This is a genomic window from Cobetia amphilecti, assembly GCF_020217465.1.
Taxonomy (GTDB): domain Bacteria; phylum Pseudomonadota; class Gammaproteobacteria; order Pseudomonadales; family Halomonadaceae; genus Cobetia; species Cobetia amphilecti.
The window spans coordinates 526,973-553,928 of record NZ_CP084115.1 but is presented as its reverse complement, the minus strand read 5'-3'; the positions used below and the strand labels follow the sequence as shown (position 1 = coordinate 553,928).

Below are 26,956 nucleotides of genomic sequence, written 5' to 3'. Positions count from 1 at the left end.
ACCTGATACTGCAACCCGACGGGAGCAAAAGAGCATTCTGTGCTGTCAGACTCCCGACATCTGGTCGCAATCCTCGGACATCAGGACGGCATCCTCTGAAATGCAGGAGGCCAAATACGCTATTTTGCGTAACTTTACAAAATTTAACACCAAGCAGGATTTACTGCCTGAACAGCGTTTCCTAAGCAAAAATGGCGCTATTTTCGCCAGACCTCATGTTGCCGGTACCGCCAATTGCGCCGTCAATGATCTAAACAGGGTTGAATTACTCATACTGGACATGCGTCCAGCCTATCGAACGATGGGAACCTTGGTTAAGGTTCGAATGCCTCATTGTTGCCATCTTTTCATTTCACATAACTTTATCGGTCACATATGCTGCGAATCCTTCATTCGCTCCCTCGCGCGCACAAGTATCTTCTTTTACCTGTTGCCACCATGGTTACCGTGCTGGGTGCTCACAAGCTTCTCGAAACATTCGATGCTCCTGATGTCTCTACGGCCTCACAGTCCATCGCCATCGACCTGGCCAGTGCAAATTCCAGCACCCCGGCCAAGCTGCCGCTGGCGATTGCTGCCGCCGATGACACTCAGTCTCCCCTGAGCCCGGCGCAGCTCGCCAATCAGACGGCGACCAGCTCGACCTCCGGTGACATTCCGCTGGCAGCGCTGACGCCCAGCGAGATCGTCGCCATCGATTTCGACATGCCGACGCTGCTGACGGATGCCAACTATCATCCCGACAGCCAGACGGCAGGCCCGATCGTGGCACTGGCGCCGGCGGCAGTGAAGACGGCAGAAGCCGTCATCGGCACCGCGACCGACGAACAGGCCGGCGGCACCTCCTATGACGACCTCTCCGTCGACCCGGTCGAGCTCGGCGAAAGCCCGACGCTGCAGACCGAGCTGGCGGCCGAGGAAGTCTATGTGCCCGAGTGGCAGACCTATACCGTGCAGGCCGGCGATACCTTCGCCGTGATGGCGGAGCGCTCGCTGGGCCTTGGCTACAGCGAGACCACGCGCATCCTCAAGGCGCTGCCTGACAAGCGCGTGCTGACCCATTGGCGCATCGGCGACAGCTTCGATTACAAGCTGGATGAAGACGGCAACCTGCTGGCGTTGCGCATCATGAAGGATGCGCGTCGCGGCTTCATGGTCAAGCGTGAGGCCGGCGGTGAAAGCTTCAATGTCGCCAAGATCGAGAAGGCGACCCAGGCCACTCAGCGCATGTTCGCCGGTACGGTCAGTGGCAGCTTCTCCCTGTCAGCGGAAGCCACTGGCCTGGGCGTCGCGGAAGTCAGCCAGCTGACCCAGGTGCTGGGCAAGAAGATCGATTTCCGTCGCGATACGCGCAAGGGTGACAGGTTCCAGGTGCTGGTCGAGTCCGACATGATCGACGGCACCAGCATGGATTCCCGCATCCTCGCCGCACGCTATGAAGGTTCTCGCAAGTCACTGACCGTGGTGCGCAACAGCAGCGATGGCCGCTACTACACCCCCGACGGTAAGGGCCTCGACCCGGCCTTCAATCGCTATCCGCTGGCGCACAAGGCGCGCATCAGCTCGCCGTTCAACCTCAGCCGTCGCCATCCGGTGACCGGACGCATCAGCCCGCACAAGGGCACTGACTTCGCGGTGCGCATCGGCACGCCGGTGCTTTCCACCGCGGATGGCGTCGTCGAGCTGGTCGGCAACCACCCGCTGGCCGGTCGCTATCTGGTGCTGCGCATGGACAACGGCTACAAGACCCGTTATCTGCACCTGTCACGCCCGCTGGTCAAGAAAGGCGAGCGCGTGACCATGGGTGAGAAGATCGCCCTGTCAGGCAACACCGGCCGCTCCACCGGCCCGCACCTGCACTATGAGGTGATGGTCAACAACCGCCAGGTCGATGCCATGCGCGTTCAGCTGCCGAACAACAAGTCTCTGTCCGGCAAGGCGCTCGCCAACTTCAAGCGTCAGTCAGAGAACATGCTGGCCAAGCTGGAAGCCGCCGACAACACTGGCGCCATCGCCAAGGCCTCTACCCCGAGCCAGGGTGACGAGAGCTAGACGCGACCCCAGGCGCGGGCTCGCAAGCAATAGGGCCTGCGCCTGACATGAAATGTGCCCGACAAAAGAAAAGGCCCCTCACCTCACGGTGGGGGGCCTTTTCTTTTGTCGGTGTCTCGGCCAGAGATCAGGTCACTTCTTCATGCCCTTGTTGGAGGCCTGCTCCAGCAGCTCTTCCGCTTCGCTGCTCGCGCCCTCCTCTCGCATCCTGGCCACATCGGCATATAGGCAGACGTAGGTACCGCAGGATGCACAGAACACCTTGTCGTCGGGATTGTGGACCTGCGAGACGCGGACTCGCTGGCTGCCACAGTCCGGGCACGGCTTGGGAATACGCAGTTCCTCGGAAAGATCTGACATGAAGCATTCTCCTGTTCGGTGTCTGAGCCGCTCGCCTTGAGGCTGGTCGATTGGCGTCTCCCCAAGACATGGGGCCACTCACACGGCATGCAACCCCGCTGGCGGGGAGTCGCTCGTCTTTCGGCTCGAGATACCTCACCGAGCTACCTCGCCCAGGCACTGCCCGGCACTACGCTCAGACGCAAAGCCCCGGCACGGTGGCCGGGGCTTGAGGGGCAGGCGCGAACAGACAGATGTCACGCGGCGCTGATGCTGCCGGCAAGCGACTCATGGCTGGTGCCGTGGCTTGCGGTGTTGGACATGCGTGCGACGGGGCGCTCCGGCACACGGTGCTGGCCGTGTGACCTGGCGCCATCACGCGTCAGGCGGAACTCTTCCTGCAGCGCCATCTCACGTGCCGCCAGGCGAAAATCGCCCATCGAACACAACGCATGGCCGTTCGGGCACTTGAGGATGTGATCATCCGGCAGATCACGGGCAGGCCAATCCAGCGCTTCGTTGCATTCGGGACACTGAGGGCCATTACGGGTCGGGACTGATGGGGTAAACATGCGCGAACTCCTTTTCGACGCAAAAGATGACGATGTCATGACCAGATTCTCAGTACAGAAAACATCAAGACGTGGCTCGGTTTGCGTGCGCATGATGGAGACAGATAGCGACAGACTCCATTGCACTTTCGGTTAGATGCCACAATTTTATCGCTGGTCAGTCTCTGCGCTCACGGCTGCGGAAGGTATCGCGCAGAGCGCGGAACACACTTCATGGCAGCGCGACCGGCAAGAGTCTGACAGCACTATCTTACAGTCTGATAACACCTCGCGAATGACGCAGATCAAACGCATACCAGATCAGGGGGTGTCCGCCGCACCGTTATTCAAACGGGCGTCAGACGGGTATTCATGGGCTTGAAGCCAAAAAAATCCCGACCAAAGGCCGGGAAAACACTCTCAGGCAGAACAGGACCTATCGCGGAAGCAACGCGGCTCGCCGCAGGTCGACCAGGACGCTGAACAGTCGTCAGCGGTATCACGGAAATCTCGACTCCACCTGCAGTGCCATAAATTCAGTTTCGCTGCCCCGGGCAACAAGCCCGCGACCAGGGCGAAACAGCGAATCCGACTGGCACTGAGGTAAAAATTCTTGTGCGCCCTCACACGCACTGGCGAACACTGGCCTTACATGCGCTTGCTTCAGGCCGAGGCGTCCAGCTGCTGGACCACCTTCTGCGCCATCAGGGCCGGGTCAATCGCAGCTCGCTTGCGGGCACTGACTTCAAGGCGATCACGCAACATGAACCAGACACCCAGAAACTCATCACATTCTGCACAACTGACGATGTCATCATCTGCCGGGGAATCTTCGAGGTGAACCCGGTTGCTGCCACAGCGTGAACACTCCATGGGAACCTTACGTACTGTGTTCATCTCGATGCCCTCCATTGGATCCATGATGAAAACCTTGTGCTCGAAACCGGTGGAGCGGGCGGCATGACGATGTAAAAACTTGCGGCAACCTGACAAGGGATTGAAAAAGCGGCTCTGCGGCTCCATCAATGTTGTATCAGGGTGATCTCCTGCCTGCCCCGCCGTGCTTCGACAGTTGCAAAGTTAGACACTTCCAAAACCTTGTACAAGTTTTAACGCGTATCAGAACGTATCTGTATAGCTAATGTAGACGCATTGGCAGGCGTTTTCGTGTGCGCTGATCAAGCGTTTACCTCTCCCCATGCGCCCGCTGTAGCACGAGAGCGCCCCGCCAGAACCGTGTAACATTTCGCTACAAAAAAGCCTCTTATGAAGTGCAAAAACAGCTTGTTCCACTCGCCAGGCAGCCAATCAGAGAGCAGAAAAAGCCTTGAACGCGCACTGATTGCGACATATCCACGTGCATCATCTCGACTTCTTGCCTTGAACGGCGCGGGCCTTGGTATCCATGCAATCCTTCAGCACCTCATCTCTCTGCTCGCCCCTCTACTCGAACCCTTCGTCAGAGCCCTGCTGACAGAGCGCTTGCGGGCGGCCTGTTCGCGACAGTTATGGAGCACCAGAAAGCCCACTCTCTTGGCACGACGACATTGCCCCTTTACACCTTGCATGTGACAGACAGAGAAATTCTCGTACAAGTTTTTCTTCCCCCCCCCCTTGAAACTTGTCGGTCTCGTCAGGATCTCAGTGGGTAGGGTCATGGTTCTGGCGAATCATTTGCGCCACGAGCGAGAAGGAAGCGCTTGAGGGACCGGACCAGAAGTACCGATTCAACACGCAAGGAGTACGGCATGAGCAATATGAACCGCAAACAGATTCTGGGTGCGATCACCGCGACCACGCTGCTGTCCACTACCAGCATGGCCATGGCCAGTCCGCAGGGGCTCTACTCCGCAGATGAGCTGATGGATGCCGACGTCTACCTGCAGAACGATGACAACAACGTGATCGGTGAAGTCGAGGACATCCTGCTCGACGACAACATGCAGGTCGCCGCTCTGGTCGTCGAAAGCGATGACTCCATGGGGCTGGACGAGAACCAGTACGTCGTGGAAACGGGCAAGTTCACCCTCGAGACCGAACAGGGCGATGATCTGGATGCCCTGGAATACCGCATCCACCTCGACATGGATGTGAGCGAGTTCGAGCAGCAGCCGAACTACACCACCGACTGGTGGCAGGACACGCGCAAGAGCGCCGCAGCGGCCTGGGATGAAACCAAGAACACCGCTGCCAGTGCCTGGCAGGACACTCGTCAGGCGACCGCCAATGCGCTGACCACCGCCGGCAACGCCATCAGCGGTGCCGCCAATGACACTGAGCAGGAAATGGAAGAAGAGACTCAGTGATAGCGACCCTGCAAGAGATCACCCGAACCGGATGATCCGCGGCAATGCAGAGGAAAACGCCTCATGCCCCACGGCATGGGGCGTTCGTGGTTCAGGACCACGAGAAATCACGCCATTGATGCACTGGTGGGGGAAAGAAGGGAAAGAAAGAACAGCAAGAAAGGCCGGAATGGCAGGCACAAAAAAAGCCGCCATTGGCGACTTGTGGGGGCACTGAAGCTTTTGAGCATCAGCTGAATGACCCCCACTGGCATGCATGCATGGTGGGCCCAGCAGGACTTGAACCTGCGACCAATCGATTATGAGTCGAGTGCTCTAACCAACTGAGCTATGGGCCCATGCAGCGCGCATATGATAGCGAAAGCATGAGCCTCGGGAAAGCCCGAAAACTCAACAACATAGCGATTCTCCCCTCCCGGCTGCGACGAGTGTCGCGAACCCTTGGAGCCGCCGCCTGTCCAATGTCCCATCTGCAGCATCGAATCTTTTCCAGGCGCTCATGGCGGGCCTCGCCCGATCAAGCCCCTGGCCATCAGGAGTCATGACATGTCATTGCCTTTCTCTCGCTGGACCCGCGCCCTGAGTCGCACGCTTGCGCGTCGCTCGACCGGCAAACCCGCCAGCCGCCTCACCGCCACAGCCGCCAAAAGCCGCTTCGGTGCCCCGATCAAGGCCGCGGCACTGGCCTTCGCCATGAGCGGTATCGGTGTCAGCCTGCCGACACAGGCCGCCTGGCAGCTGGTGCCCGACAGCAGCGGCGCCACCGCGACACTGACCGCGCAGGGCAGCCAGGGCAATGTGGAGCACGTGCATCACCTCAATGGCCTGAGCGGCACCGTGGGAGATGACGGCAAGATGAGCATTCCCTTGAGCGTCGGCCAGACCGATCTGCTCGACAAGGTCGGCGAGCTGCCGCCGTGGCTGTCCGGCGTCAGTCAGATGCGCCTGGCCACGCTGACCCTGAATCTTGACCCGCTGGCCATCGCGGCTCTGGAGCCCGGCCAGACGACGCGCATGCAGGTGCCCTTCTCGGCCACCGATGGCAACCGCACCCACCGCGAGACCCTGCCGCTGGAGGTCACCCGTCAGGATGCCACCCACCTGACCTTCATCAACGCCGACCCCATCTCACTGGACAGTGCAGAAGTAGCCAGGAATCAGGTCGGCAGCACCCTGCTCAACCTGCTGGGCTACGGCAAGCTGGTAGGCGACATTCCCGTCACGCTGCAGGGCGAGATGGTCGACCAGTAACCTTCAGCACAGCGCGAGCCTGCGCATCGCGTCATCAGAACCGCCCCACGGGGCGGTTTTTTTGTGTCGGTAGCAGCCGAGGATAACGGCCTGCGCCAGCCAGCGAGAGCGCGCATGACGGCGATGGTCAGCCCTCATGACACCACGACATAAGAGAATGATAAAAATAATTCTCATTCATGGTTCAGAAAGCTGTCATCTGAACGTCTACCCACAGGAGAGAACGACGAACAAGAATCATTCCTATATAAATCATTCCGGATGGAACACCGCGCTCATGAAAGACTCCGCCGCACATAAAGCCACTCGCTCCCTGCTGATGACCCTGCCCAGGCACCCTCTGGCACTGGCGATTGGCCTTGGCCTGCCCTTCGCCGGTCAGGCCATGGCGGCCGACCACCGTGAGTCTCAGGACGAGACCCTCGACACCATGACGGTGACCACCACAGCGGCTACCAAGACCGACACCGGCTACCTGGAAACCCCACAGGCCGTCTCCACCATCACGCGCGACGATATCGACAAGCGCGCAGCCGAGACAGTCCAGCGTGCAGCGGACTACACGCCGGGCGTCTTCACCAACCAGATCGGTGCCTCCAACCGCTATGACTATCTGGTGCTGCGTGGCTTCTCCGATGGCAGTGTCAGCAACACCTTCCTGGATGGCCTGAAGCTGATGGGCGACTCGGGTTCCTACAGCTCGATGACCATCGACCCCTACTTCCTCGACAGCATCGAGGTGGTGAAAGGGCCGTCTTCCGTCCTCTACGGTCGCTCCTCGCCGGGTGGCCTGGTCGCGATGCAGTCCAAGCGCCCCGAGTTCCAGGACTCCGGCCAGGTCCGCTTCACCGTCGGCGACGACAACGAACGCAGTGCTGCATTCGACCTCACCGGCCCGCTGGATGACGAGCAGCGCATCGCCTATCGCCTGACCGGCCTCGCCAGTGCCGAGGACACCCAGGTCGACTCCGTCGAGGAAGAGCGTTACGCCTTCTCGCCGCAGATCACCATGGACGTCACCGACGACACCACCGTCACCCTGATGGGCTACTTCCAGAAGGACCCGGAAGGCGGTTACCACTCCGGCCTGCCCTATGAAGGCACGGTGGTCAGCTACAACGGCACCAAGCTCGGCAACGACTTCTACGAAGGTGACGAGGACTACGAAGAGTTCGATCGCACCGAACGCATGCTTGGTTACGATTTCGAGCACCGCTTCAACGACGCTGTCACCGCACGCCAGAAATTCCGCTATCTGCGCTCCGATGTGGACCTCGAGCAGGTCTACGCCTATGGCTGGGCCTCGGACACCGAGCTGACCCGCTACTACTCCGGTGGCGAAGAAAGCCTGCGCGCCTGGACCGTCGACAACCAGCTGGAGAGCCGCTTCTCCACCGGCGCCTTCGATCACACCCTGCTGTTCGGCGCCGACTATCAGACGCGCACCAATGACGTGGACTGGGAATACGGCACCGCCAGCACGCTGGATGTCTCCAGCAGCAGCGATGCCGATGTCTCCATCTATGCCACCGAGAACCAGAAGCGTGAACTGGACCAGACTGGTGTCTACCTGCAGGACCAGATCAGCTGGGGTCGCTGGAACCTGGCCGCCGGCCTGCGTCAGGACTGGGTCAACATCAAGAACACCGATCGTGACTACAACACCACCAGTGAGCTGAACGACAACGAGATGAGCGGCCGCATCGGCCTGATCTACGGCTTCGACAACGGCATCTCGCCCTATGTCAGCTACTCCACGTCCTTCTCGCCGAACTCCTACACCGATGAAGACGGCGACCTGCTCGACCCGACCACCGGCGAGCAGGTCGAAGTCGGCATGAAGTACCAGCCCAACGGCACGCGTGATCAGTACAGCGTCTCGCTGTTCCGCATCAATCAGGAAAACGTCGCCTCCAAGGACCCGGAAGACAGCTACTACACCGCCTACGGCGAGATCGAGTCCCAGGGCCTGGAGCTGGAAGCCCGCACTCAGGTGACCCGCGACTTCGCGCTGCAGGCCGGTTACAGCTACACCGACGTGACCTATGCCAAGGCGGAAGATGGCACCGAAGGCAACGATGCCAACCAGGTGCCCAAGCACCAGGTCAGCGTCTGGGGTGACTACGCCTTCAATGAAGGCCCGCTCACGGGACTGAATGCCGGCCTCGGCGTGCGCTACTACGCCGACATGTGGGCGGATTCCGAGAACACCGAGAAGGTGCCGAACTACGCGCTGGTCGATGCCCTGGTCGGCTACGACCTGAGCCAGATCGGCTGGAGCGGCACCAGCGTGCAGCTCAACGTCAGCAACCTGTTCGACAAGGAATACATCGCGTCCTGCTACAACACCAGCTTCTGCTACTACGGTGCCGAGCGCAGCATGACCGCGACACTGACCTATGATTTCTGATTTCGAAAACTCCGCAGTCCGTCGATTCTGAATCGACCCGCACGACCCGCCGGCGGCAAGGATGTCGCCGGTACCATCGCCCTGAACCACTCATCGTCTGATAGCTCTGGCGTGTCCAGCACATGACACCGGGGATGCCGGCCACCGGGATTGCCGGCCACCGAGCTTGCCCGACACAGGGGTGCTCGGTGACGACTCACTCTGCCGATGCCCACGGCAGACGTGACTGACCACGCCGACGGCTTTGCCAACAGCTTCACCAACAACAACGACCGCAAACGCGGCACTTGATGAATGTCCTGACTGGTCCTCGCACCTGAGCCATCTGTCCCAGCTGGCTGCGAGTCTCTTCCAAGTCTTTATCTGCGAACATTCGCATAAGGTTATGTAATGCACAGCCTTCAAGATTCCGCCGCCACCTACGGCGCTGCCGCAGGATCCTCCGTGTCTGACGCCCAGACCGACGCCTGTGCGCGCTCACTGTCCAGCTCGCCGCGCGCCGCCCTGTTCTCGCCTGCCAACATGGATGCCTGGCAGACAGGCATGGACCGCATCAGCCAGCTGGTGGCTGAACAGCTCGACAGTGTTCAAAAGCCGTTCAGTGGCATCACCCCGGAGGCCCTGCGTCCGGCCTTTGCCGACCTCGATCTCGAGACGCCCCTCGAGAACCTCGAAGCCGGTCTGGAGGAGCTCAAGTCGCTCTACCTCAAGGATGCCGTCTACTTCCATCATCCCCGCTACATCGCGCACCTCAACTGCCCGGTCGTGCTGCCCGGTGTATGGGCCGAGAGCCTGCTGGGCGCGATCAATTCCTCACTCGACACCTGGGACCAGAGCGCCGGCGGCACCCTGATCGAGCAGCGCCTGATCGACTGGACCACCGAGCGCCTGGGCCTGGGCCCGACCGCCGATGGCATCTTCACCAGCGGCGGCACCCAATCCAACCTGATGGCACTGCTGCTGGCCCGTGATGCGGTCTGCGAGAAGCTGCCCAACCATCCCGGCAACCAGACCCACGGCCTGCCGCCGGAAGCCGGACGCCTGCGCGTCTTCGCCTCCGGCATCAGCCATTTCAGTCTGCAGAAGGCCTGTGCCCTGCTCGGCCTCGGCCACAACGCCGTCATCCCGGTCGCCGTGGATGAGCGCCGCCGCATGGACCCCGTGGCCCTGCGTGACGCCCTCGACAACGCCCGCGCCGAAGGCCTGATCCCGATGGCCGTGGTCGCCACTGCCGGTACCACCGATTTCGGCAGCATCGACCCGCTGCAGGCCATCGGCCGTGAGTGCCACGCCCGCGGTATCTGGTTCCATGTCGATGGCGCCTATGGCGGCGGCCTGATCACTTCTCGTCGTCATGGTCACTGGCTCAAGGGCACCGAGATGGCCGACTCCGTCACCATCGATTACCACAAGACCTTCTTCCAGCCGGTCAGCTGCAGTGCCTGTGTGGTACGTGATCGCACCCAGCTGCGCCACGTCACCTATCACGCCGACTACCTCAACCCGGAGCTTCAGGCCCGCGAAGGCACGCCGGATCAGGTCAACAAGAGTCTGCAGACCACGCGCCGTTTCGACGCCCTGAAGCTGTGGATGACACTGCGCCTGATGGGCGCCGATGCCCTCGGCGACATGCTCGATTGCGTGATCGACCTCACCCGCGAGGGCTACCAGCTGCTCGAGGCGGCGCCGGACATCGATGTCGTCCAGGCGCCGGAGCTCAGCACCCTGGTATTCCGCTTCCATGACGCCAGTGAAGAGACCCTCAGCGCCGAGCAGTGGGACGCCTTGAACCGCGAGATCCGCAAGCGCCTGTCACGCAGCGGTGAAGCCATCGTCGCCGCCACCAAGGTCTCCGGCCGTCAGTACCTGAAGTTCACTCTCCTGAACCCGGAAACGCGCCAGGAAGACCTGGCCGCCGTGGTCGAGTTGATCCGTCAGCACGGCCAGGCGCTGGTCAAGGCGCATCATCTGGCCGTCAGCACCACCGCCCAGCCGAACCATGGCGCACCACTGGCCGACATTCCGGCCGCCAGCCGTCGCAGTCACACCACAGAAGCCAAGGAAAGCCGTCATGCATGACACCTCGAACCCTCACGTCACAGACACTCTGGAAGCGCGCGATGATGTGCTGGACTTCGTTGCCATCGGCATCGGCCCCTTCAACCTCAGCCTTGCCTGCCTGAGCGAGCCGCTGGAAGACGTCCAGGGCGTCTTCCTCGAGCGCAAGGCCGCGTTCGACTGGCACCCGGGCATGCTGCTGGAAGATGCCAGCATGCAGACGCCCTTCATGGCGGACATGGTCTCGCTGGCCGACCCGACCAGCCACTTCAGCTTCCTCAACTATCTGAAGCTGCATGACAAGCTCTACAACTTCTACATCCGCGAAGACTTCTTCCTGCTGCGTCGCGAGTACAACCAGTACTGCCAGTGGGCGGCGCGCGAGCTGACCAGCCTGCGCTTCGATCACGACGTCCAGGACATCCAGCATGTCGGCGACATCTATGTCGTGCGCGGCACTCGCCCCAGCACCGGCGAAGCCTTCGCCTATCGCGCACGCAAGCTGGTGCTGGGCACCGGCACCCAGCCCTATCTGCCGAAAGCCGCCGATGCCGTGCGTGACGTGGTGCCGGTCGCGGGCAGCCGCGTGTGCCACAACGCCCACTATCTGGCGCGCAAGGAGGAGCTGACCTCCCAGCCGGCCATCACCATCATCGGTTCCGGCCAGAGCGCCGCCGAGATCTATCTCGACCTGCTGCGCGAGATCGACCAGCACAGCTACCAGCTCAACTGGATCACGCGCTCGCCGCGCTTCTTCCCGCTGGAATACGGCAAGCTGACGCTGGAGATGACCTCGCCGGATTACATCGATTACTTCCACGCCCTGCCGCGTGAGCAGCGCAACACCCTGCTGGCGACCCAGAAGGGCCTCTACAAGGGCATCAATCTCGAGCTGATCGACGAGATCTACGACACCCTCTATGCCAAGCAGCTGCAAGGCGTGGTGCCCACCACCCTGATGACCAATACCGAACTGACCTCGCTGAACAAGCAAGAGACCGACGGCGACTTCACGCTGGGGCTCTATCAGCGCGAACAGCAGCAGGCCTGGCGTCATGACACCAGCGCCGTGGTGCTGGCCACGGGCTATCACTACGTGGCACCGCCCTTCCTGCGCAGCATCGAATCGCGCATTCGTCGTGACGAGGAAGGCCGCTACGCCGTCGGTCGCTTCTACGCCGTCGACACGCAAAGCACCGCGGATGCTGACGGCAACGAGGGCGATCAATCACCGTTCGCCGGCGAGATCTTCGTCCAGAATGCCGAGCTGCATACCCACTCGCTGGCCGCGCCTGACCTGGGCATGGCCTGCTATCGCAACAGCTGCATCCTGCGCGCCATCACCGGTCGTGAGGTCTATACCATCGAGCGCCGCATCGCCTTCCAGAGCTTCGGCGCGCCCGGCTCTGAAAAGGGCTGTGGCAATGGCTTCACACCGCTGCCCGCCGCACACCTGCCCTACGGCGAGACGGATATTCACGCCGGCCCATCCTCTACCGAAAGCTCTTCTACCGGCCTCTCTTCTGCCGGCACCGTCTCTGACACCCAGGCCGATACGACTCACACCGCTGCACCGCAACACCGGGAGACCACCGCATGAACATGCCAGTCGACATCACCAGCGCCGCAAGCGCCGAACAGTCCAGCAGTGCGGCAAGTTCTCACAGTGCAGCGACACCCTCACAGCAGCTGTTCGGGACGACCTCACTCGCCGCGCCGGCACCGCTCGATCTGCTCAGCCCGGCACCGGGAACGCGCTTCACCCGCCGCGCGGTGGAGCTGGAGCAAGCCCAGGCACGCCTGCGCAAGCCAAAGGATGACAGCACGAGCGAGCGCGCCGAATTCGCGCTACGCCCGCTCGACCTTGCCGCCGACATGGCGATGGTGGATGAGTGGACCAGCGGCGAACGCGCCAGCTTCTGGGGCATGAGTGATGACCTCATCACCACCAAGTACGACTTCTACCAGGGCCTGGAAGAAAGCCAGCACGCCCAGGGCTGGGTCGGTTTCTACAACGACAAGCCGGCCTTTCTGGTTGAGCTCTATGACCCGGCGCACGACCCGCTCGGCAAGCATTACAGTGTGCAGCCCGGCGACTTCGGCATGCACTTCCTCGTCGCGCCGCGCAGCGAGGACCAGGCCCCCATCAGCGGCTTCTCGCGGGCGGTGATCGAATCGATCATGGCGATGATCTTCGCCGGCCAGTTCCGCGATGAGCATGCCGATGAAGGGAAAGATGCAGTCCGTCCCGTGACCCGTGTGGTGGTGGAGCCGGACAGCCGCAATCGCGCCATTCATCCGCTGAATGCCGCGGTGGGCTTCGTCGATCATGGCCCGCTGGATCTCGACGGCAAGCCGGCGCGCCTGTGCTTCTGCACCCCGCAGGACTTCCGCGCCGCCCTGGCCACTCGCAGCCCGCGTCTGGACCGCGGCGTGACCGCCAACCCGGCCGCGGCCAGCCAGCACCTCACCGGCCCGGACTGGCAGCAGGCCAATCGCCTGCTGGTGCGCAAGGCGCTGGCCGAGTTCAGCCACGAGCGTCTGATCCACCCGCAATGCGCCGATGGCTGCGGCACCCGCACCGCCTGCCAGAGCCATGACAACTGGCATCACTTCCGCCTGCCGCTGGCAGCGCAGGTCAGCGACACGCCGCCGGTCAGCCGCCGCGCGGCGGAATATCGCTTTGTGGCGCGCCGTTTCCAGCTCGATCACTGGCTGATCGATGCCGCCTCCATCCAGCGTCTGGATGCCGACGGCAACGCCCTGCCGCTGGACGCGCGTGAGCTGATTCTGGAACTCAATGACGTGCTGGAGATTCCGCCGCGTCTGCTGCCGGTCTATCTCGAGGAGGTCAGCGCCACGCTTGCCTCCAGCGCCTGGAAGATGCAGCGCGCCGTGCGCGAGAATCAGTCCGCCCGCGTGCTGGCAGGTGCCTCCTTCCAGACCCTGGAATCGGCGATGAGCGAAGGCCATCCGTGCTTCGTCGCCAACAATGGCCGCATGGGCTTCGATGCGCTGGACTATCGCGCCTACGCGCCGGAAGCCGCGCAGCCGTTCTCGCTGGTGTGGATCGCCGTGCATCGCGACAACGCCCATTACTCGGCCGTGGATGGTCTCGATCCGCGCCGTCTGCTCGAGGAAGAGCTGGGTGAAGCCGAGCTGGCACGCCTGGAACAGCAGTTGACCGAGAAGGGCCTTGCGCCCGCCGACTACCTGATGATGCCGGTGCATCCGTGGCAGTGGAGCCACAAGCTGGCGATCACCTTCGCCGCAGAGATCGCCAGTCAGCACATCGTCTGTCTCGGCCTGGGGGAGGACCGCTATCAGGCGCAGCAGTCGATCCGCACGCTCTACAACCGCAATCAGCCGAACCGTCGCTATGTGAAGGTGGCGCTGTCGATCCTCAACATGGGCTTCATGCGCGGCCTGTCGCCCTATTACATGCGTGCCACTCCGGTCATCAATCAGTGGCTGCAGGGCCTGATCGATTCGGACCCGTCCTTCGAGAAGTGGGGCTTCCGCCTGCTGCGTGAAGTCGCGGCCATCGGCTATCGCGATGATGTGCTGGAAGACGCGGACCCGGCAGCCGTCGGCTATCGCAAGATGCTGGCCAGCCTGTGGCGCGAGAGCCCGGAAGACGTCAAGGACGAGGGCGAGCGCCTGATGACCATGGCCGCGCTGCTGCATGTCGACAACGATGAAAAGGCCTTGCTGCCGGCGCTGATCGAGCGCTCCGGCATCGGCGCCGAAGCGTGGATCGACAAGTGGCTGACGGCTTACATGACGCCGCTGCTGCACTGCTACTTCAAGCACGACCTGGTGTTCATGCCGCACGGCGAGAACCTGATCATGCGTCTGCGCGATGGCGTGCCGTGTGGTGCGCTGATGAAGGACATCGCCGAGGAAGCGGCGCTGTTCGCCACCGAGGAGACGCGCGCACTCGAACTGCCGGCAGGGGTCGAGCGTCTGGTGGTCGAGGTGCCGGAACCGATCCGTATCCTGTCGCTGCTCACCGATGTCTTCGACTGCATCTTCCGCTTCGCGGTACCGCTGCTGGTGCGCGAGCAGGTGATGACGGAAGAGGCCTTCTGGTCTCGCGTCGCGGCCTGTATCCATGACTACCAGGATGCCCATCCGGAGATGGCCGACAAGTTCGCGCGTCATGACCTGTTCGCGCCGCGCTTCACGCTGTCGTGCCTCAACCGCCTGCAGCTGCGCAACAACCAGCAGATGGTCGATCTCACCGATCCGTCCGGCGCCCTGCAGCTCAAGGGCGAGCTGGATAACCCCATCGCGGCCTTCGCCCGCCGCTAGGCGGTGATCGCCATGACCCGTCAGCTACGGCCCGTCAGCCAAGAACAGCTAACTACGACCAGCTAACTACGACCAGCTAACTACGACCAAGCAGCACCGGGACCGCCCTTGTCATGCACGGGGGTGGTCCTTGGCGTTCCTGACACACAATCATTGATAATGATTCGTAACAACAATACCATTACCCTCCCATCACGACAGATCTCATTGCGAGCCGTGGATGTCCTCTCACGCCAAGCCCCCTGTTCGGCCTCATCGCGACACGGATGAGCGAACGCCTGACGCACACGGGCCAGAAGCTGAAACGCCCGCTGAGCTTCAGGCTTGTGCTGCACAGCAATACCGTCACTCGCTGGACCAGCTGTTTGCCGAGCATCGTCACGAACTGACCGGCTTTCTGGTGCGTCAGCTGGGCTCGCATGAGCTGGCGGAAGACATCAGCCATGAGGTCTATCTGCGTCTGCGCCTAACCGGAGACTGGCCCGCCAACCCGCGCGCCTGGCTGTTTCGCATCGCACGCAATCTGATCATCGACCATCACCGCCACCAGTCCCGCGCACCGGAATTCGAATCGGTGTCCGAGGGCGATGAGCGCGTGGCGGCCGCCCATCTGGACCCGGAGAGGAGCCTGGCGCGCCGCCAGAAGCTGCAGGTCGTCGATGCGGCACTCTCCGAGCTGGCGGGCCATTTTCGCCTCGCCCTGACCTGGTATCGCCTCGAGGGCCTGACCAAGCGCGAGATCGGCGAGCGACTCGGCGTGTCCGAGCGCATGGCAGGCCGCTACGTCACCCAGGCGCAGCAGCACTGCGAGATGCGCCTGGCCGCGGCGGGCTGTTATCGCAATGAAGTCAGCCGCGACTGCGCCGCCAGCCAACAGGACACCACGAACTCGCCGCCAGCCGCGCAGCGCACGTCAACCGCGCCCGGCAAGGCGCGACGACGAAGCCGGCGTGATGACAGCCCGACAGCAAGAGGCGATCAGCACTGATGGCCCCGCGGAGCACGGATGGGCGAACGTCTCCGCGTCATGTCGCCCAGAATGAATCGCCCCTAGCCTGACGCCCTGACCACGGATGACGATGCTTTCATGTTCACTCTCGACCACCTGCGCTTTGACCTCGGCGAGCGCTGCCTGCTCAAGACGCAGTCTCTCGATTTCGCCCCCGGCCAGGTGCATGGCCTGATCGGCCACAATGGCTCCGGCAAGTCGACACTGCTCAAGCTGCTGGCGCGTCAGAACACCCCGACCAGTGGCAAGCTGGCGCTGGATGATCGCCCGCTCTCGCAGTTCGGCAGTCGGGAATTCGCGCGGGCGGTGGCCTACCTGCCGCAGCATCTGCCGGCGGCCGAAGCGCTGACCGGCCGCGAGCTGGTCGCCTTCGGCCGTTATCCGTGGCACGGCCTGCTCGGCCGTCCCGGCCCCAAGGATGAAGAAGCCATCGAGCGCGCCATCGCGCTGACCCACACCGAAGCCTTCGCCGAACAGCAGGTCGATACCCTCTCCGGTGGCGAACGTCAGCGCGTGTGGCTGGCCATGCTGCTGGCCCAGGGCAGTCGTTATCTGCTGCTGGATGAACCGCTGGCGGCGCTGGATATCGCCCATCAGATCGAGGTGATGGAGCTGGTCTCGCACCTGAGCCACACCCTCGGGCTGGGTATCATCATCGTGCTGCACGACATCAATCTGGCCGCGCGTTACTGCGATCGCCTGGTGGCGCTGCACGGCGGCCAGGTGCTGGCTGAAGGCGCACCCGACGCGATGATGAACCCCGTCACGCTCAAGGATATCTACGGCGTCGAGATGCAGGTGATCACCCCGCCGCAGAGCCAGCAGCAGATCGCGGTGCCGCTATGAAGTGGCTGTTGGCACTGATCAGTCTGAGCCTGCTGGCGGTGGGGGCCGCCAGCGCTGCCACGACGGACGAGACAGTCCGGCCACCGGCCGGCTTCGTCGATCGCCCCATCGTGGCACTGGACTGGACCCTGGCCGAGACCCTGACCGGAATCGGGGTACGCGCCATGGGTGTGGGTCAGGTCGCGACCTACGCAAGCTGGGTGGATCAACCGGCGCTGCCGCAGGGCACGCGGGATCTCGGCCTGCGCACCCAGCCGAACCTGGAGCAGCTGGCCGCCCTCGCCCCCGCCGATATCCTGATCAGCCCGATGCTGTCCAGCCTCGCGCCGCGCCTGTCGGCCATCGCGCCGGTCACCAGCATCGCCATCTATACCCCGGACGCCGACACCTGGCAGACACTGGTCAAGGCGACCCGCCAGCTGGGCAAGCTGACGCAGCGCGAGCCCCAGGCCGAACAGCTGATCCGCCTGAGCACCGCTCGCCTCGCCGGTTACAACGCCGCGCTGCGCCAGCAGGCGGCACGCAAGGGTCAATCGCCCCTGCCGCTGTTGATGGTGCAATTCATGGATGACCGCCATGTGCGCATCTTCGGCGACAACAGCCTGTTCCAGGCCGTGATCGAGCGCATGGGCATCGCCAACGCCTGGCAAGGGGACACCAACGCCTGGGGCTTCGCCACCGTCAGTCTCGAGAAGCTGGTGACGCTGAAGGGCCGCATGGTGGTGGTGGAGCCGCTGCCGCCCGGCGGACACCAGGCACTGGCGCATAACGGTCTGTGGCAGGCCATGCCCGGCGTGCGCGAGAACAGTCAGGCCTCGGCGCCGCTGTTCCTGCCGCCGGTCTGGAGCTTCGGCGCCCTGCCCTCGGCCAATCGTTTCGCCGCACTGCTTGCCAGCCATCTGATTGATGATGAGGCGACACTTGAGGGGGAGACCACCGATGGCAACCACTGAGCAGGCCATGAGCACCCGCCCCGCATCAGGCCGGCGACCGCTGCATCTCTCGCCGGGCCGGGCCTGCAGCCTGTTGGCCCTGGCCCTTGTGGTACTCGGCAGCCTCGCGCTCAACCGTGAAGGCCTGAGCCTGATGCAGGGCCTGACCGCACTGTGGGCATCGCCCGACTTCAGCGCTGCGGCCAGTCTCGGCCAGGCAGACAGCGCGCTGCTCTCCGCGCAGCTGGTGGCCCATGTCAGCTGGTGGCCGCGTCTGGTCTGCGCGCTGCTGGCCGGTGGCGCGCTGGGCATGGCGGGCGTGCTGATGCAGCAGGTGCTGCGCAATCCACTGGCTGCGCCCACCACTCTCGGCGTCGCCAGTGGCGCGAGTCTGGCGATGATGCTGGCGACGCTGTTCGCCCCGGCACTGATGGCCGGCACGGGTCTTGGGGGAGACGGCTTCCAGCTGGGCCGTGAATGGGTCGCGCTGGCCGGTGGCCTGGCCGCCATGGGGCTGGTATTCGCGCTGGCCTGGGCGCGAGGCATGTCACCGACCGTGGTGGTACTGGCAGGGCTGGTGGTCAATCTCTACATCGGCGCGCTGGGCATGGTGCTGTTGCTGTTCAATCAGGAGGCCCTGCACGGCACCCTGGTATGGGGCGCAGGTTCGCTGGCCCAGAACAGCTGGGATGGCGTGATCACGCTGCTCTCCCGTCTGCTGCCGGGCATGTTGCTGGCACTGGTGCTGATGCGTCCGCTGGCAGTACTGGACCTCGACGAGGCCAATGCCAGAAGCCTTGGCGTCTCGCTGCGCAAGCTGCGCCTGATGAGTCTGGGACTGGCGGTATTTCTGAGCGCCTGCGTGGTCAGCGTGCTGGGCATCATCGGCTTCATCGGCCTGGCCGCGCCAGCGTGCGTGCGTCTGATGGGCGCGCGCCGCCTGGGCCAGCGCCTGCTGTGGGCACCATTGTTCGGGGCGCTACTGCTGGCGGTGACGGACCAGGTGGTCGCCAGTCTCGATGGCCTGCTGCCCAACCTGATTCCAACCGGCGCGATGACGGCGGCCCTCGGCGCGCCGCTGCTGCTGTGGCTGATTCCGCGCCTCAAGATGGCGCAGGGGGCTGGCCCCGCCAGTCATCACGGCATGTCACTGACGCATCGTCACCCCCGCCCCGACCGCCTGCTCGGCTGGCTGCTGGCCGGGGTCTGCGTGGCCCTGATGCTGGCCCTGCTGGTCGGCAATGGCGCCGATGGCTGGACCCTGGGCAGTGACATGCTCCAACAGCTGATGGCCGGCCAGACCAGCGTGCTGGACTTCCGCCTGCCACGGGTACTGGCGGCGGCAGGCGCCGGCGTACTGCTGGCCCTGGCCGGCACCCTGTTGCAGCGTCTGACCAGCAACCCGATGGCCAGCCCCGAGATTCTCGGCATCAGCGGCGGCACCGCCATCGCCCTGATGCTGACACTGCTGCTGGTCCCGTCACCGGGGCAGCTGACCCTGCTGGGCGCAGGCATCTGCGGGGCGCTGGCCTGTCTGGCGCTGCTGGTGATGCTCAATCATCGCAGTGGCTTCATTCCCGAACGCGTGCTGCTGTGCGGGGTGGCGATCACGGCGCTCTACGATGCGGTGCGCGGCATCATCCTTGCCGATGGCGACCCGCGCGGTCAGCAGATTCTGGCCTGGCTGTCCGGCTCCACCTATTACGTGGGTCTCTCCGCGGCGGTCGGCGTGCTCGCGCTGGCGATCATCGCGGTCCTGCTGGTGCGTCCGCTGGCGCGCTGGCTGGACATCCTGCCACTGGGCATGGCGAGCGCCAGTGCGCTGGGCATCGGCGTGACCCGCGCCCGCCTGGTGCTGCTGGGCGCGGTGGCGGTGCTCACCGCGCTGGCGACCCTGATCGTCGGCCCGCTGTCCTTCGTCGGCCTGCTGGCCCCGCATCTGGCGCGCCTGCTGGGCCTGAGCCGCGCCCGCGAGCACATGCTCGGCGCGGTGCTGTGCGGCGCGCTGTTGATGGTGCTGGCCGACTGGCTGGGCCGCCAGCTGCTGTCGCCCTACGAGATTCCCGCCGGCCTGATGGCCTCGCTGATCGGCGGCAGCTACTTCCTGTGGAGCCTGCGCAGAAGCTGACGCGCATACGCACACGCAGGAACGACGAAGCCCGCCACCGAAAGGTCGCGGGCTTCGTCGTTGGTGGACGTTGTGGAGCTCGTGAACTGCATGAACTGAGTGAACTGACGGACGCAGCCCGGGCTCAGTTACCGAACACCACCGTGCGCTTGTCATGCAGGAAAACGCGACGCTCGAGGTGATAACGCACGCCGCGCGACAGGGTCAGGCACTCGATATCACGGCCCTTGGCGATCAGGTCTTCGGGATAGTGGGCGTGATCCACCGTCTCGACGCCCTGGGTGATGATCGGCCCTTCATCGAGATCATCATTGATGTAGTGCGCGGTGGCACCGACCAGCTTGACGCCCTTCTCGTAGGCCTGGTGATAGGGGCGCGCACCCTTGAAGCCCGGCAGCAGCGAGTGGTGGATGTTGATCGCCCGCCCCGAGAGCTTCTCGCACATGTCGCTCGACAGCACCTGCATGTAGCGCGCCAGAATCACCAGCTCAGCCCCGGTGTCCTGCACGATCTGCCATACCCGAGCCTCCTGCTCGGCCTTGGTCTCGGCGGTGATCGGCAGGTGGTGATACGGCAGGCCATGCCACTCGGCCAGCGGTGCCATGTCCGGATGGTTGGAGATGACGGCGGTGATGTCCATCGGCAGCTGGCCGATGCGATGCCGATAGAGCAGGTCGTTCAGGCAGTGGTCCGAGCGCGAGACCATGATGACCACCTTCATGCGCTCATCCGGCGCACTCAGGCTGACGTCCATCTCGAAGTCGGCGGCACGCGTACCCAGGCCCTGCTCGAAACTCGCGGCATCGAAGCCGTCATCGAGGGTGCCGGCCTCGGTCTGCGGACGAAATTCGGCCCGGATGAAGAAGCGCCCCGACAGGCGGTCATCGAAGGAATTGAGCTCGGTGATATAGCAGCCCTGCTCGCGCAGGTAGCGTGTCACGACGTCCACCGTGCCGATGCGGCTGGGACATTGGGCGGTCAGAATCCAGGTATCACGCATACGTAGGTGCCTGTCATGTAAGGATTATCTATTGTTGGAAGCAGCAACGTCAGGGTTGCATCCGAGGCCCTGCGCGACAAACCAATATTATTGAGGCGGGCTTCAGTATTTCTGAAGCCCGCCTCCTGGCCCGGGCAAGGCCCCTGGCAGTCGATTCAGGTCATTGCGTGCGCCTGCGACAGACCTCTCTCCAGACGCAGATCTATCTCCAGACGCAGACCTCTCTCTCCAGACGCAGAATCAGCCCTTGATGCAGACCCCGAATTCCTCGCTGGCATCCAGCAGCCAGCGGCCGAGGTAATCGGCGAAGCTTCTGCGCACCACCAGCTCGAATTCGCTCTCGCTGACGCGGCGCAGCACCAGTGTCGCCTTGGCGAACACCGCCGGCACGCCACGTCCGACCGGGAAGGCACGCGGGTGCACATCGGTGGGCGTCGACTTCATCAGCACCTGACGCGCCTGGTCGCCACTCAGCGAGATGACGGTCTGACCACCGCTGACGTTGACCACCTGATAGCGGCCGGCCAACGCCTCATGCAGCGCCTTCTCGACAGTGAAGGCTTCCTCGCCGGGCACCAGGATCAGCCACTCATCCGGTGACAGCCACTGGATCGAGCGACCGCCCTCATTCTGGTGGAGGGTCGCCGGCGTCAACGGCAGCGCCAGACCCAGCGCCGCCTCGACACCCTCGGCGAAGCCCGGCTGCGCGGGGTCACCGCGCAGCGTCAGGTGACCGAGAAACGCCTTTTCCTGCAGCACGATGCCGGCATCGCCGTCATCGCGGGCCGTGAACAGATGCGCCAGCGGCGAACGGGCGCACTGAGCGTGGACCTCGGGCGTCGGGCGCTGGTCGATCACCGACGTCTGAGAACTTGTCATGTCCTGCGGCTGCGCATCGACGGCGGCACCCGCTTGCGGGTCGAGTGTGGTGGCATCAGACATGCTGGCGCTCCCCTTTCTTGTCGTAGAACACCGGTGAGGTGATTTCGGCTTCCAGCGTCGTGCCATCGGCCTGCGGCAGGAACACCGTCTCGCCGATGCGCTTGGCACCGCCCTTGACCACCGCCAGCGCGAAGCCATGTCCCAGCGTCGGGCTGTAGTAGCTGGAGGTCACGTGGCCGACCATCGGCATCGGGATGGCATGCTCGGGGTCGAAGACGATCTGCGAGCCTTCCGGCAGCACGATGCGCTCATCGCCGGCCTTCTTGCGCGTCGGAATCAGGCCGACCATCTGCTTGCGGTCATCGCGACGGGTATCCGGACGCGACAGCGCACGCTTGCCGATCCAGGAATACGGCTTGTTGTAGCCGACGCACCACTGCATGCCGAGATCTTCCGGGGTGATCGAGCCATCGGTGTCCTGACCGACGATGATGAAGCCCTTCTCGGCGCGCAGCACGTGCATGGTCTCGGTGCCGTAGGGCGTGAGGCCGTACTTCTTGCCGCACTCGAACAGGCGCTTCCAGACATGCAGCCCGTAGTTGGCCGGCACGTTGAGCTCGTAGGACAGCTCGCCGGTGAAGGAGATGCGGAAGATGCGCCCGGGAATGTCGGCAATCAGTCCTTCACGCACTTCCATGAACTTGAAGCTGTCGCGATCAAGGTCGATGTCGGTCAGCTCGCCGACCAGCGCACGCGCCTCGGGGCCGGTGACGGTCAGGGTTGCCCAATGATCGGTGACGCTGGTCATCTGCACGTCCAGTTCCGGCCATTCGGTCTGGTGCCACAGTTCCAGCCATTCCAGGATCGAGGCCGCGCCACCGGTGGTGGTGGTCATCAGGAAGTGGTCTTCGGCCAGACAGGTGGTGACACCGTCGTCCATCACCATGCCGTCGTCGTGACACATCAGGCCGTAGCGCGCCTTGCCGACGCCCAGCTTGGCCCAGGCATTGGTGTAGATGCGGTTGAGGAATTCGCGCGCATCGCGACCGGTGATGTCGATCTTGCCCAGGGTCGAGGCGTCCAGAACGCCGACCTTCTCGCGCACCGCCAGACACTCGCGCTCCACCGCGGCATGCATGTCCTCACTGCCCTGCGGGTAGTACCAGGGGCGCTTCCACTGGCCGACATCCTCGAACTTGGCGCCCTGCGCTACGTGCCATTCGTGCATCGCGGTGTAGCGGATCGGGTCGAACAGCTCGCCGCAGTGACGGCCGACGATGGCGCCGAAGGTCACCGGCGTGTAGTTGGGGCGGAACACGGTGGTACCGGTGTCGGGGATGGTCTGCCCCAGACAGCGCGCGGCGACCGCCATGCCGTTGATGTTGCCCAGCTTGCCCTGGTCGGTGCCGAAGCCCATCGCGGTGTAGCGCTTGACGTGCTCGATGGACTCGAAGCCTTCACGGGTGGCGAGCTCGATACCGGCGGCGGTGACGTCGTTCTGCAGATCGACGAACTGCTTGGGCGCGCGAGCGGTGGGCTTGTCGTGCGGCACCTGATAGAGCGGCAGCATCGGCGTTTCTGCAAGTTCGGAGACCGCAGGCACCTCGGCCTGGGCGGTCTCGAACTCACAGGCTTCCACCGCGGCGACACCGCTGGCGTAGGCCGCGACCAGCACATCTTCCAGCGCGAAGCTGCCATTGGCGGCGCCGCAGGCATCGAAGCCCTTGAGCATCGGTGCGCCCAGCGCGGGCAGGAAGCCGTGGATCTCGTCGCTCCATACCGGACGCGCACCGGTGTGCGCCGCCAGGTGAACCACCGGGCTGTAGCCGCCGGAGCTCGCGATGGTGTCGCAGGCGAGCTCTTCCACTGCCCCCGTCACGCTGAAGGCATCGATATCGATGGCCGCGATGCGTGCGCCTGTCACGCGACGCTCGCCCTTGGCCTCGATCACCGCGGCGCCGGCGATGATGCGAATGCCCGCGGCACGCGCCGCCTCGACCATCACGCCGGCAGGGTCCGGACGCGCATCGGCGATCGCGACCACTTCACGACCGGCCGCCGCCCAGGCAAGTGCCGCGCGATAGGCGTGGTCGTTGTTGACCGACAGCACCAGCTTGTCACCGGCGGCGACGCCGTAACGGGTCAGATAGGTGGTGACGGCACCGGCCAGCAGGTTGCCCGGCACATCGTTGTGGCTGTAGACCAGTGGCCGCTCGTGGGCGCCGGTGGCCATGATGACGCGATGGGCACGCACGCGGTGCAGACGTGAACGTGCCTGCTGGGCGCCGCGGGCATTCAAGGGCGCGAGGTCAGCCTGATGCTCGGTACGGCGCTCGTGCAGGGTCACGAAGTTGTGATCGTGGTAGCCGTTGGCGGTGGTGCGCGGCAGCAGCTGCACATCCTCGCAGGCTTCGAGTTCCGCAAGCACCGCGTCACGCCATTCGATGGCAGGCTGGCCATCCAGGGTCTGATCGAGACAGTCCGCCGACATGGAGAGCAGCGAGCCACCCAGCTCTTCCTGCTCATCACACAGGATGACGCGCGCGCCGCTGCGGGCCGCGACCAGCGCCGCCATCAGGCCCGCCGGGCCGGAGCCGATCACCAGCACATCGGTGTGCTGATGCAGGTGATCGTAGATGTCCGGGTCCTCCTCGAGCGGAGAACGCCCGAGACCGGCGGCCTTGCGGATGTACTTCTCGTAGGTCATCCACAACGAGGCCGGCGCCATGAAGGTCTTGTAGTAGAAGCCCGGCGGCATGAACTTGCCGCCCAGCTTGCCGACCTGCGGCAGGAAGCGGCTCATCAGGTCCTTCTGCGCCTTGACCCAGCCGCTGACGGCGTGGGCTTCCAGGCCGTCGTAGAGCGCCTGCTGGGTGGCACGCACGTTGGGCACCTGGCCGGCTTCGGTGCTGCCCAGCTGCAGGATGGCGTTGGGCTCTTCGGCACCGGCGGCGACCAGACCGCGCGGACGCGCATACTTGAAGCTGGCGTTGAGCACGTCGAGGCCGTTGGCCATCAGTGCCGAGGCGAGGGTATCGCCTGCCAGGCCCTGATAGCGCTTGCCATTGAAGGTGAAGGTCAGCGGCGTGGCGCGATCGATGCGTCCACCCGAGGCGAGACGGCGCGGGGCAGCGGCGGTCTGGTTGTCTTGCTGGCTCATGCGCTCACCCCCTTGGCTTGCGTAGTCGGATCGGCTTTCGTCTCACCGGTGATGGTGGGCTGCTCGCCCATGCGATAGGTCTCGAGAATCTCGTAGGTCACGGTGTGGCGGGTGATGTTGAAATACTTGCGACAGCCCACGGCGTGAATCCACAGCTCGTGGTGGACGCCACGCGGGTTGTTGCGGAAGAACAGATAATCCCCCCACTCGGCATCGGAGCAGGCTTCGGGGTCCTTCGGGCGCTCGATATGCGCCTGGCCCTTGACGTGGAATTCCTCTTCCTCGCGCAGCTCGCCGCAGTAGGGACAGAAGATATGCATCATGGTCGGTCGTCTCCTGACGGCAGGTTCAGTGCGCGACGCCAGCGGCGCCGTGTTCGTCGATCAGCTTGCCCGTGTTGAAACGGTCATAGGAGAAGGGTTCTGCCAGCGGATGGGTGCGCCCCTTGGCCAGTGTCCAGGCAAAGACGTTGCCGGACCCCGGCGTGGCCTTGAAGCCACCGGTCCCCCAACCGCAGTTGAAATAGAGCCCCTTCACGGGCGTCTTGGAAATGATCGGACAGGCGTCCGGGCAGGTGTCGACGATGCCGCCCCACTGACGGTTCATGCGTACCCGCGAGAAGATCGGGAACATCTCGACGATGGCCTGCAGGGTGTGCTCGATGGTCGGGTAGCTGCCACGCTGGCCGTAGCCCACGTAGCCGTCGATGCCGGCACCGATGACCAGGTCGCCCTTGTCCGACTGGCTGACATAACCGTGGACGTGGTTGGACATCACCACGGTGTCGAGAATCGGCTTGAGCGGCTCGGAGACCAGCGCCTGCAGCGGGTGGGATTCCAGCGGCAGGCGGAAGCCGGCCTTCTCGGCCATCACCCCGGAGTTGCCGGCGGTGACCACGCCGACACGCTTGGCACCGATGAAGCCGCGTGAGGTTTCCACCCCGACGATGGCGCCATCCTGCTTGCGGAAGCCAGTGACTTCGGTCTGCTGGATCAGGTCGACGCCGAGGCTGTCGGCACCGCGCGCGAAGCCCCAGGCCACGGCGTCGTGACGTGCCACGCCACCGCGCGGCTGCCAGGAGGCGCCGAGAATCGGGTAGCGTGCGCGGCTCGAGCAGTCCATCGCCGGCACCAGTTCCTGCACCTGCTGAGCATCCAGCACTTCGCCATCGATGCCCTGCAGACGGTTGGCATTCACGCGCCGCTGGATGTCACGCATGTCCTGCAGGGTGTGGCCCAGGTTGAGCACGCCACGCTGGGAGAACATCACGTTGTAGTTGAGATCCTGGGACAGGCCTTCCCACAGCTTCATGGAGTGCTCGTAGAGCGCCGCCGCCTCATCCCACAGATAGTTGGAGCGCACCAGGGTGGTGTTGCGCGCGGTATTGCCGCCGCCCAACCAGCCCTTCTCGATCACCGCGACATTGGTGATGCCGTGCTCCTTGGCCAGATAGTAGGCCGTGGCCAGACCATGCCCGCCGCCACCGACGATGACGACGTCGTATTCCTTCTTGGGTTCTGGACTACGCCAGACCTTCTGCCAGTTCTCATGGTGGCTGAGCGCATGCTTGACCAGCCCGAATCCCGAGTAACGCTGCATTTGCCACCCTCCTCACATCTTTGCCACCGCAAGCGCTGTCCGGTGCTCTCGCCCGAGTGATGTCTGTTGTTGTCACCCGAGTGATGTCTCTGCGCTTGCGGCATGTGTCGTTGTTATCG

At 63.8% G+C, this 26,956-nt stretch carries 19 protein-coding genes and 1 tRNA gene; 11 read left to right on the top strand and 9 right to left on the bottom strand.

The window, feature by feature from the left end; genetic code table 11:
- The first annotated feature begins 438 nt into the window (after positions 1–438).
- Positions 439–2,052: a peptidoglycan DD-metalloendopeptidase family protein gene (locus LCW13_RS02435; RefSeq protein ID WP_225347504.1), complete on the top strand. Its 1,614-nt coding sequence runs from the start codon at positions 439–441 to the stop codon at positions 2,050–2,052.
- Positions 2,053–2,184: 132 nt separating this feature from the next.
- Here LCW13_RS02435 and LCW13_RS02430 read toward each other — a convergent pair whose 3' ends face one another.
- The 3 genes from LCW13_RS02430 to LCW13_RS02420 form a co-directional block, all read right to left on the bottom strand.
- Positions 2,185–2,412: a hypothetical protein gene (locus tag LCW13_RS02430; protein ID WP_043333131.1), complete on the bottom strand. Its 228-nt coding sequence runs from the start codon at positions 2,410–2,412 to the stop codon at positions 2,185–2,187.
- A 236-nt stretch (positions 2,413–2,648) separates the two neighbouring features.
- Positions 2,649–2,963 (bottom strand): hypothetical protein, encoded by a 315-nt coding sequence (locus LCW13_RS02425; protein ID WP_043333132.1) that lies wholly within the window; start codon positions 2,961–2,963, stop codon positions 2,649–2,651.
- Between the two features lie 642 nt (positions 2,964–3,605).
- A complete protein-coding gene (locus tag LCW13_RS02420; protein WP_153635092.1) occupies positions 3,606–3,968 on the bottom strand; it encodes a hypothetical protein in 363 nt (120 codons plus the stop codon).
- Positions 3,969–4,690: 722 nt separating this feature from the next.
- Between LCW13_RS02420 and LCW13_RS02415 the strand changes: the two genes are divergently transcribed.
- A complete protein-coding gene (locus LCW13_RS02415; protein WP_052384472.1) occupies positions 4,691–5,248 on the top strand; it encodes a PRC-barrel domain-containing protein in 558 nt (185 codons plus the stop codon).
- A gap of 261 nt (positions 5,249–5,509) precedes the next feature.
- On the opposite strand, the gene LCW13_RS02410 is transcribed toward LCW13_RS02415, so the two are convergent.
- Positions 5,510–5,586 (bottom strand) — tRNA-Ile (locus LCW13_RS02410).
- Positions 5,587–5,794: 208 nt separating this feature from the next.
- On the opposite strand from LCW13_RS02410, the gene LCW13_RS02405 reads away from it, so the two are divergent.
- The 9 genes from LCW13_RS02405 (at position 5,795) to fhuB (ending at position 20,196) form a co-directional block, all read left to right on the top strand.
- Positions 5,795–6,499, top strand: a complete 705-nt coding sequence (locus tag LCW13_RS02405; RefSeq protein WP_043333134.1) for a hypothetical protein — start codon at positions 5,795–5,797, stop codon at positions 6,497–6,499.
- Positions 6,500–6,776: 277 nt separating this feature from the next.
- On the top strand, positions 6,777–8,909 hold the full coding sequence (locus LCW13_RS02400; protein ID WP_084589336.1) for a TonB-dependent siderophore receptor: 2,133 nt from the start codon (positions 6,777–6,779) through the stop codon (positions 8,907–8,909).
- A gap of 444 nt (positions 8,910–9,353) precedes the next feature.
- On the top strand, positions 9,354–10,988 hold the full coding sequence (locus tag LCW13_RS02395) for a pyridoxal phosphate-dependent decarboxylase family protein (RefSeq protein WP_225347503.1): 1,635 nt from the start codon (positions 9,354–9,356) through the stop codon (positions 10,986–10,988).
- Positions 10,981–12,567 carry a lysine N(6)-hydroxylase/L-ornithine N(5)-oxygenase family protein gene (locus tag LCW13_RS02390; RefSeq protein ID WP_064503259.1) on the top strand — a complete coding sequence of 529 codons (1,587 nt, stop codon included), beginning with the start codon at positions 10,981–10,983 and terminating at the stop codon, positions 12,565–12,567. The genes LCW13_RS02395 and LCW13_RS02390 overlap by 8 nt, the downstream gene beginning before the upstream one ends.
- Complete coding sequence (locus tag LCW13_RS02380; protein WP_052384473.1) at positions 12,564–15,281, top strand: GNAT family N-acetyltransferase; 2,718 nt, start codon at positions 12,564–12,566, stop codon at positions 15,279–15,281. The genes LCW13_RS02390 and LCW13_RS02380 overlap by 4 nt, the downstream gene beginning before the upstream one ends.
- 220 nt (positions 15,282–15,501) lie before the next feature.
- Positions 15,502–16,269, top strand: coding sequence for an RNA polymerase sigma factor (locus LCW13_RS02375; RefSeq protein ID WP_064503260.1), 768 nt, complete (start codon positions 15,502–15,504; stop codon positions 16,267–16,269).
- Positions 16,270–16,368: 99 nt separating this feature from the next.
- Positions 16,369–17,136 carry an ABC transporter ATP-binding protein gene (locus LCW13_RS02370; RefSeq protein WP_043333135.1) on the top strand — a complete coding sequence of 256 codons (768 nt, stop codon included), beginning with the start codon at positions 16,369–16,371 and terminating at the stop codon, positions 17,134–17,136.
- A gap of 8 nt (positions 17,137–17,144) precedes the next feature.
- Positions 17,145–18,089, top strand: a complete 945-nt coding sequence (locus LCW13_RS02365; RefSeq protein WP_225347502.1) for an ABC transporter substrate-binding protein — start codon at positions 17,145–17,147, stop codon at positions 18,087–18,089.
- Positions 18,076–20,196 carry a Fe(3+)-hydroxamate ABC transporter permease FhuB gene (gene fhuB / locus LCW13_RS02360; RefSeq protein ID WP_225347501.1) on the top strand — a complete coding sequence of 707 codons (2,121 nt, stop codon included), beginning with the start codon at positions 18,076–18,078 and terminating at the stop codon, positions 20,194–20,196. The genes LCW13_RS02365 and fhuB overlap by 14 nt, the downstream gene beginning before the upstream one ends.
- Positions 20,197–20,320: 124 nt before the next feature.
- Here fhuB and purU read toward each other — a convergent pair whose 3' ends face one another.
- From purU to LCW13_RS02335, 5 genes are all read right to left on the bottom strand, one after another.
- On the bottom strand, positions 20,321–21,196 hold the full coding sequence (gene purU, locus LCW13_RS02355) for a formyltetrahydrofolate deformylase (protein WP_043333136.1): 876 nt from the start codon (positions 21,194–21,196) through the stop codon (positions 20,321–20,323).
- A gap of 240 nt (positions 21,197–21,436) precedes the next feature.
- On the bottom strand, positions 21,437–22,138 hold the full coding sequence (locus LCW13_RS02350; protein WP_225347500.1) for a sarcosine oxidase subunit gamma: 702 nt from the start codon (positions 22,136–22,138) through the stop codon (positions 21,437–21,439).
- Positions 22,131–25,238 (bottom strand): sarcosine oxidase subunit alpha family protein, encoded by a 3,108-nt coding sequence (locus LCW13_RS02345; RefSeq protein ID WP_043333137.1) that lies wholly within the window; start codon positions 25,236–25,238, stop codon positions 22,131–22,133. Before LCW13_RS02345 ends, LCW13_RS02350 begins: the two co-directional genes overlap by 8 nt.
- Positions 25,235–25,561 (bottom strand): sarcosine oxidase subunit delta, encoded by a 327-nt coding sequence (locus LCW13_RS02340; protein ID WP_043333138.1) that lies wholly within the window; start codon positions 25,559–25,561, stop codon positions 25,235–25,237. Before LCW13_RS02340 ends, LCW13_RS02345 begins: the two co-directional genes overlap by 4 nt.
- A 25-nt stretch (positions 25,562–25,586) precedes the next feature.
- Positions 25,587–26,837 (bottom strand): sarcosine oxidase subunit beta family protein, encoded by a 1,251-nt coding sequence (locus LCW13_RS02335; RefSeq protein WP_043333139.1) that lies wholly within the window; start codon positions 26,835–26,837, stop codon positions 25,587–25,589.
- Positions 26,838–26,956: the final 119 nt, after the last annotated feature.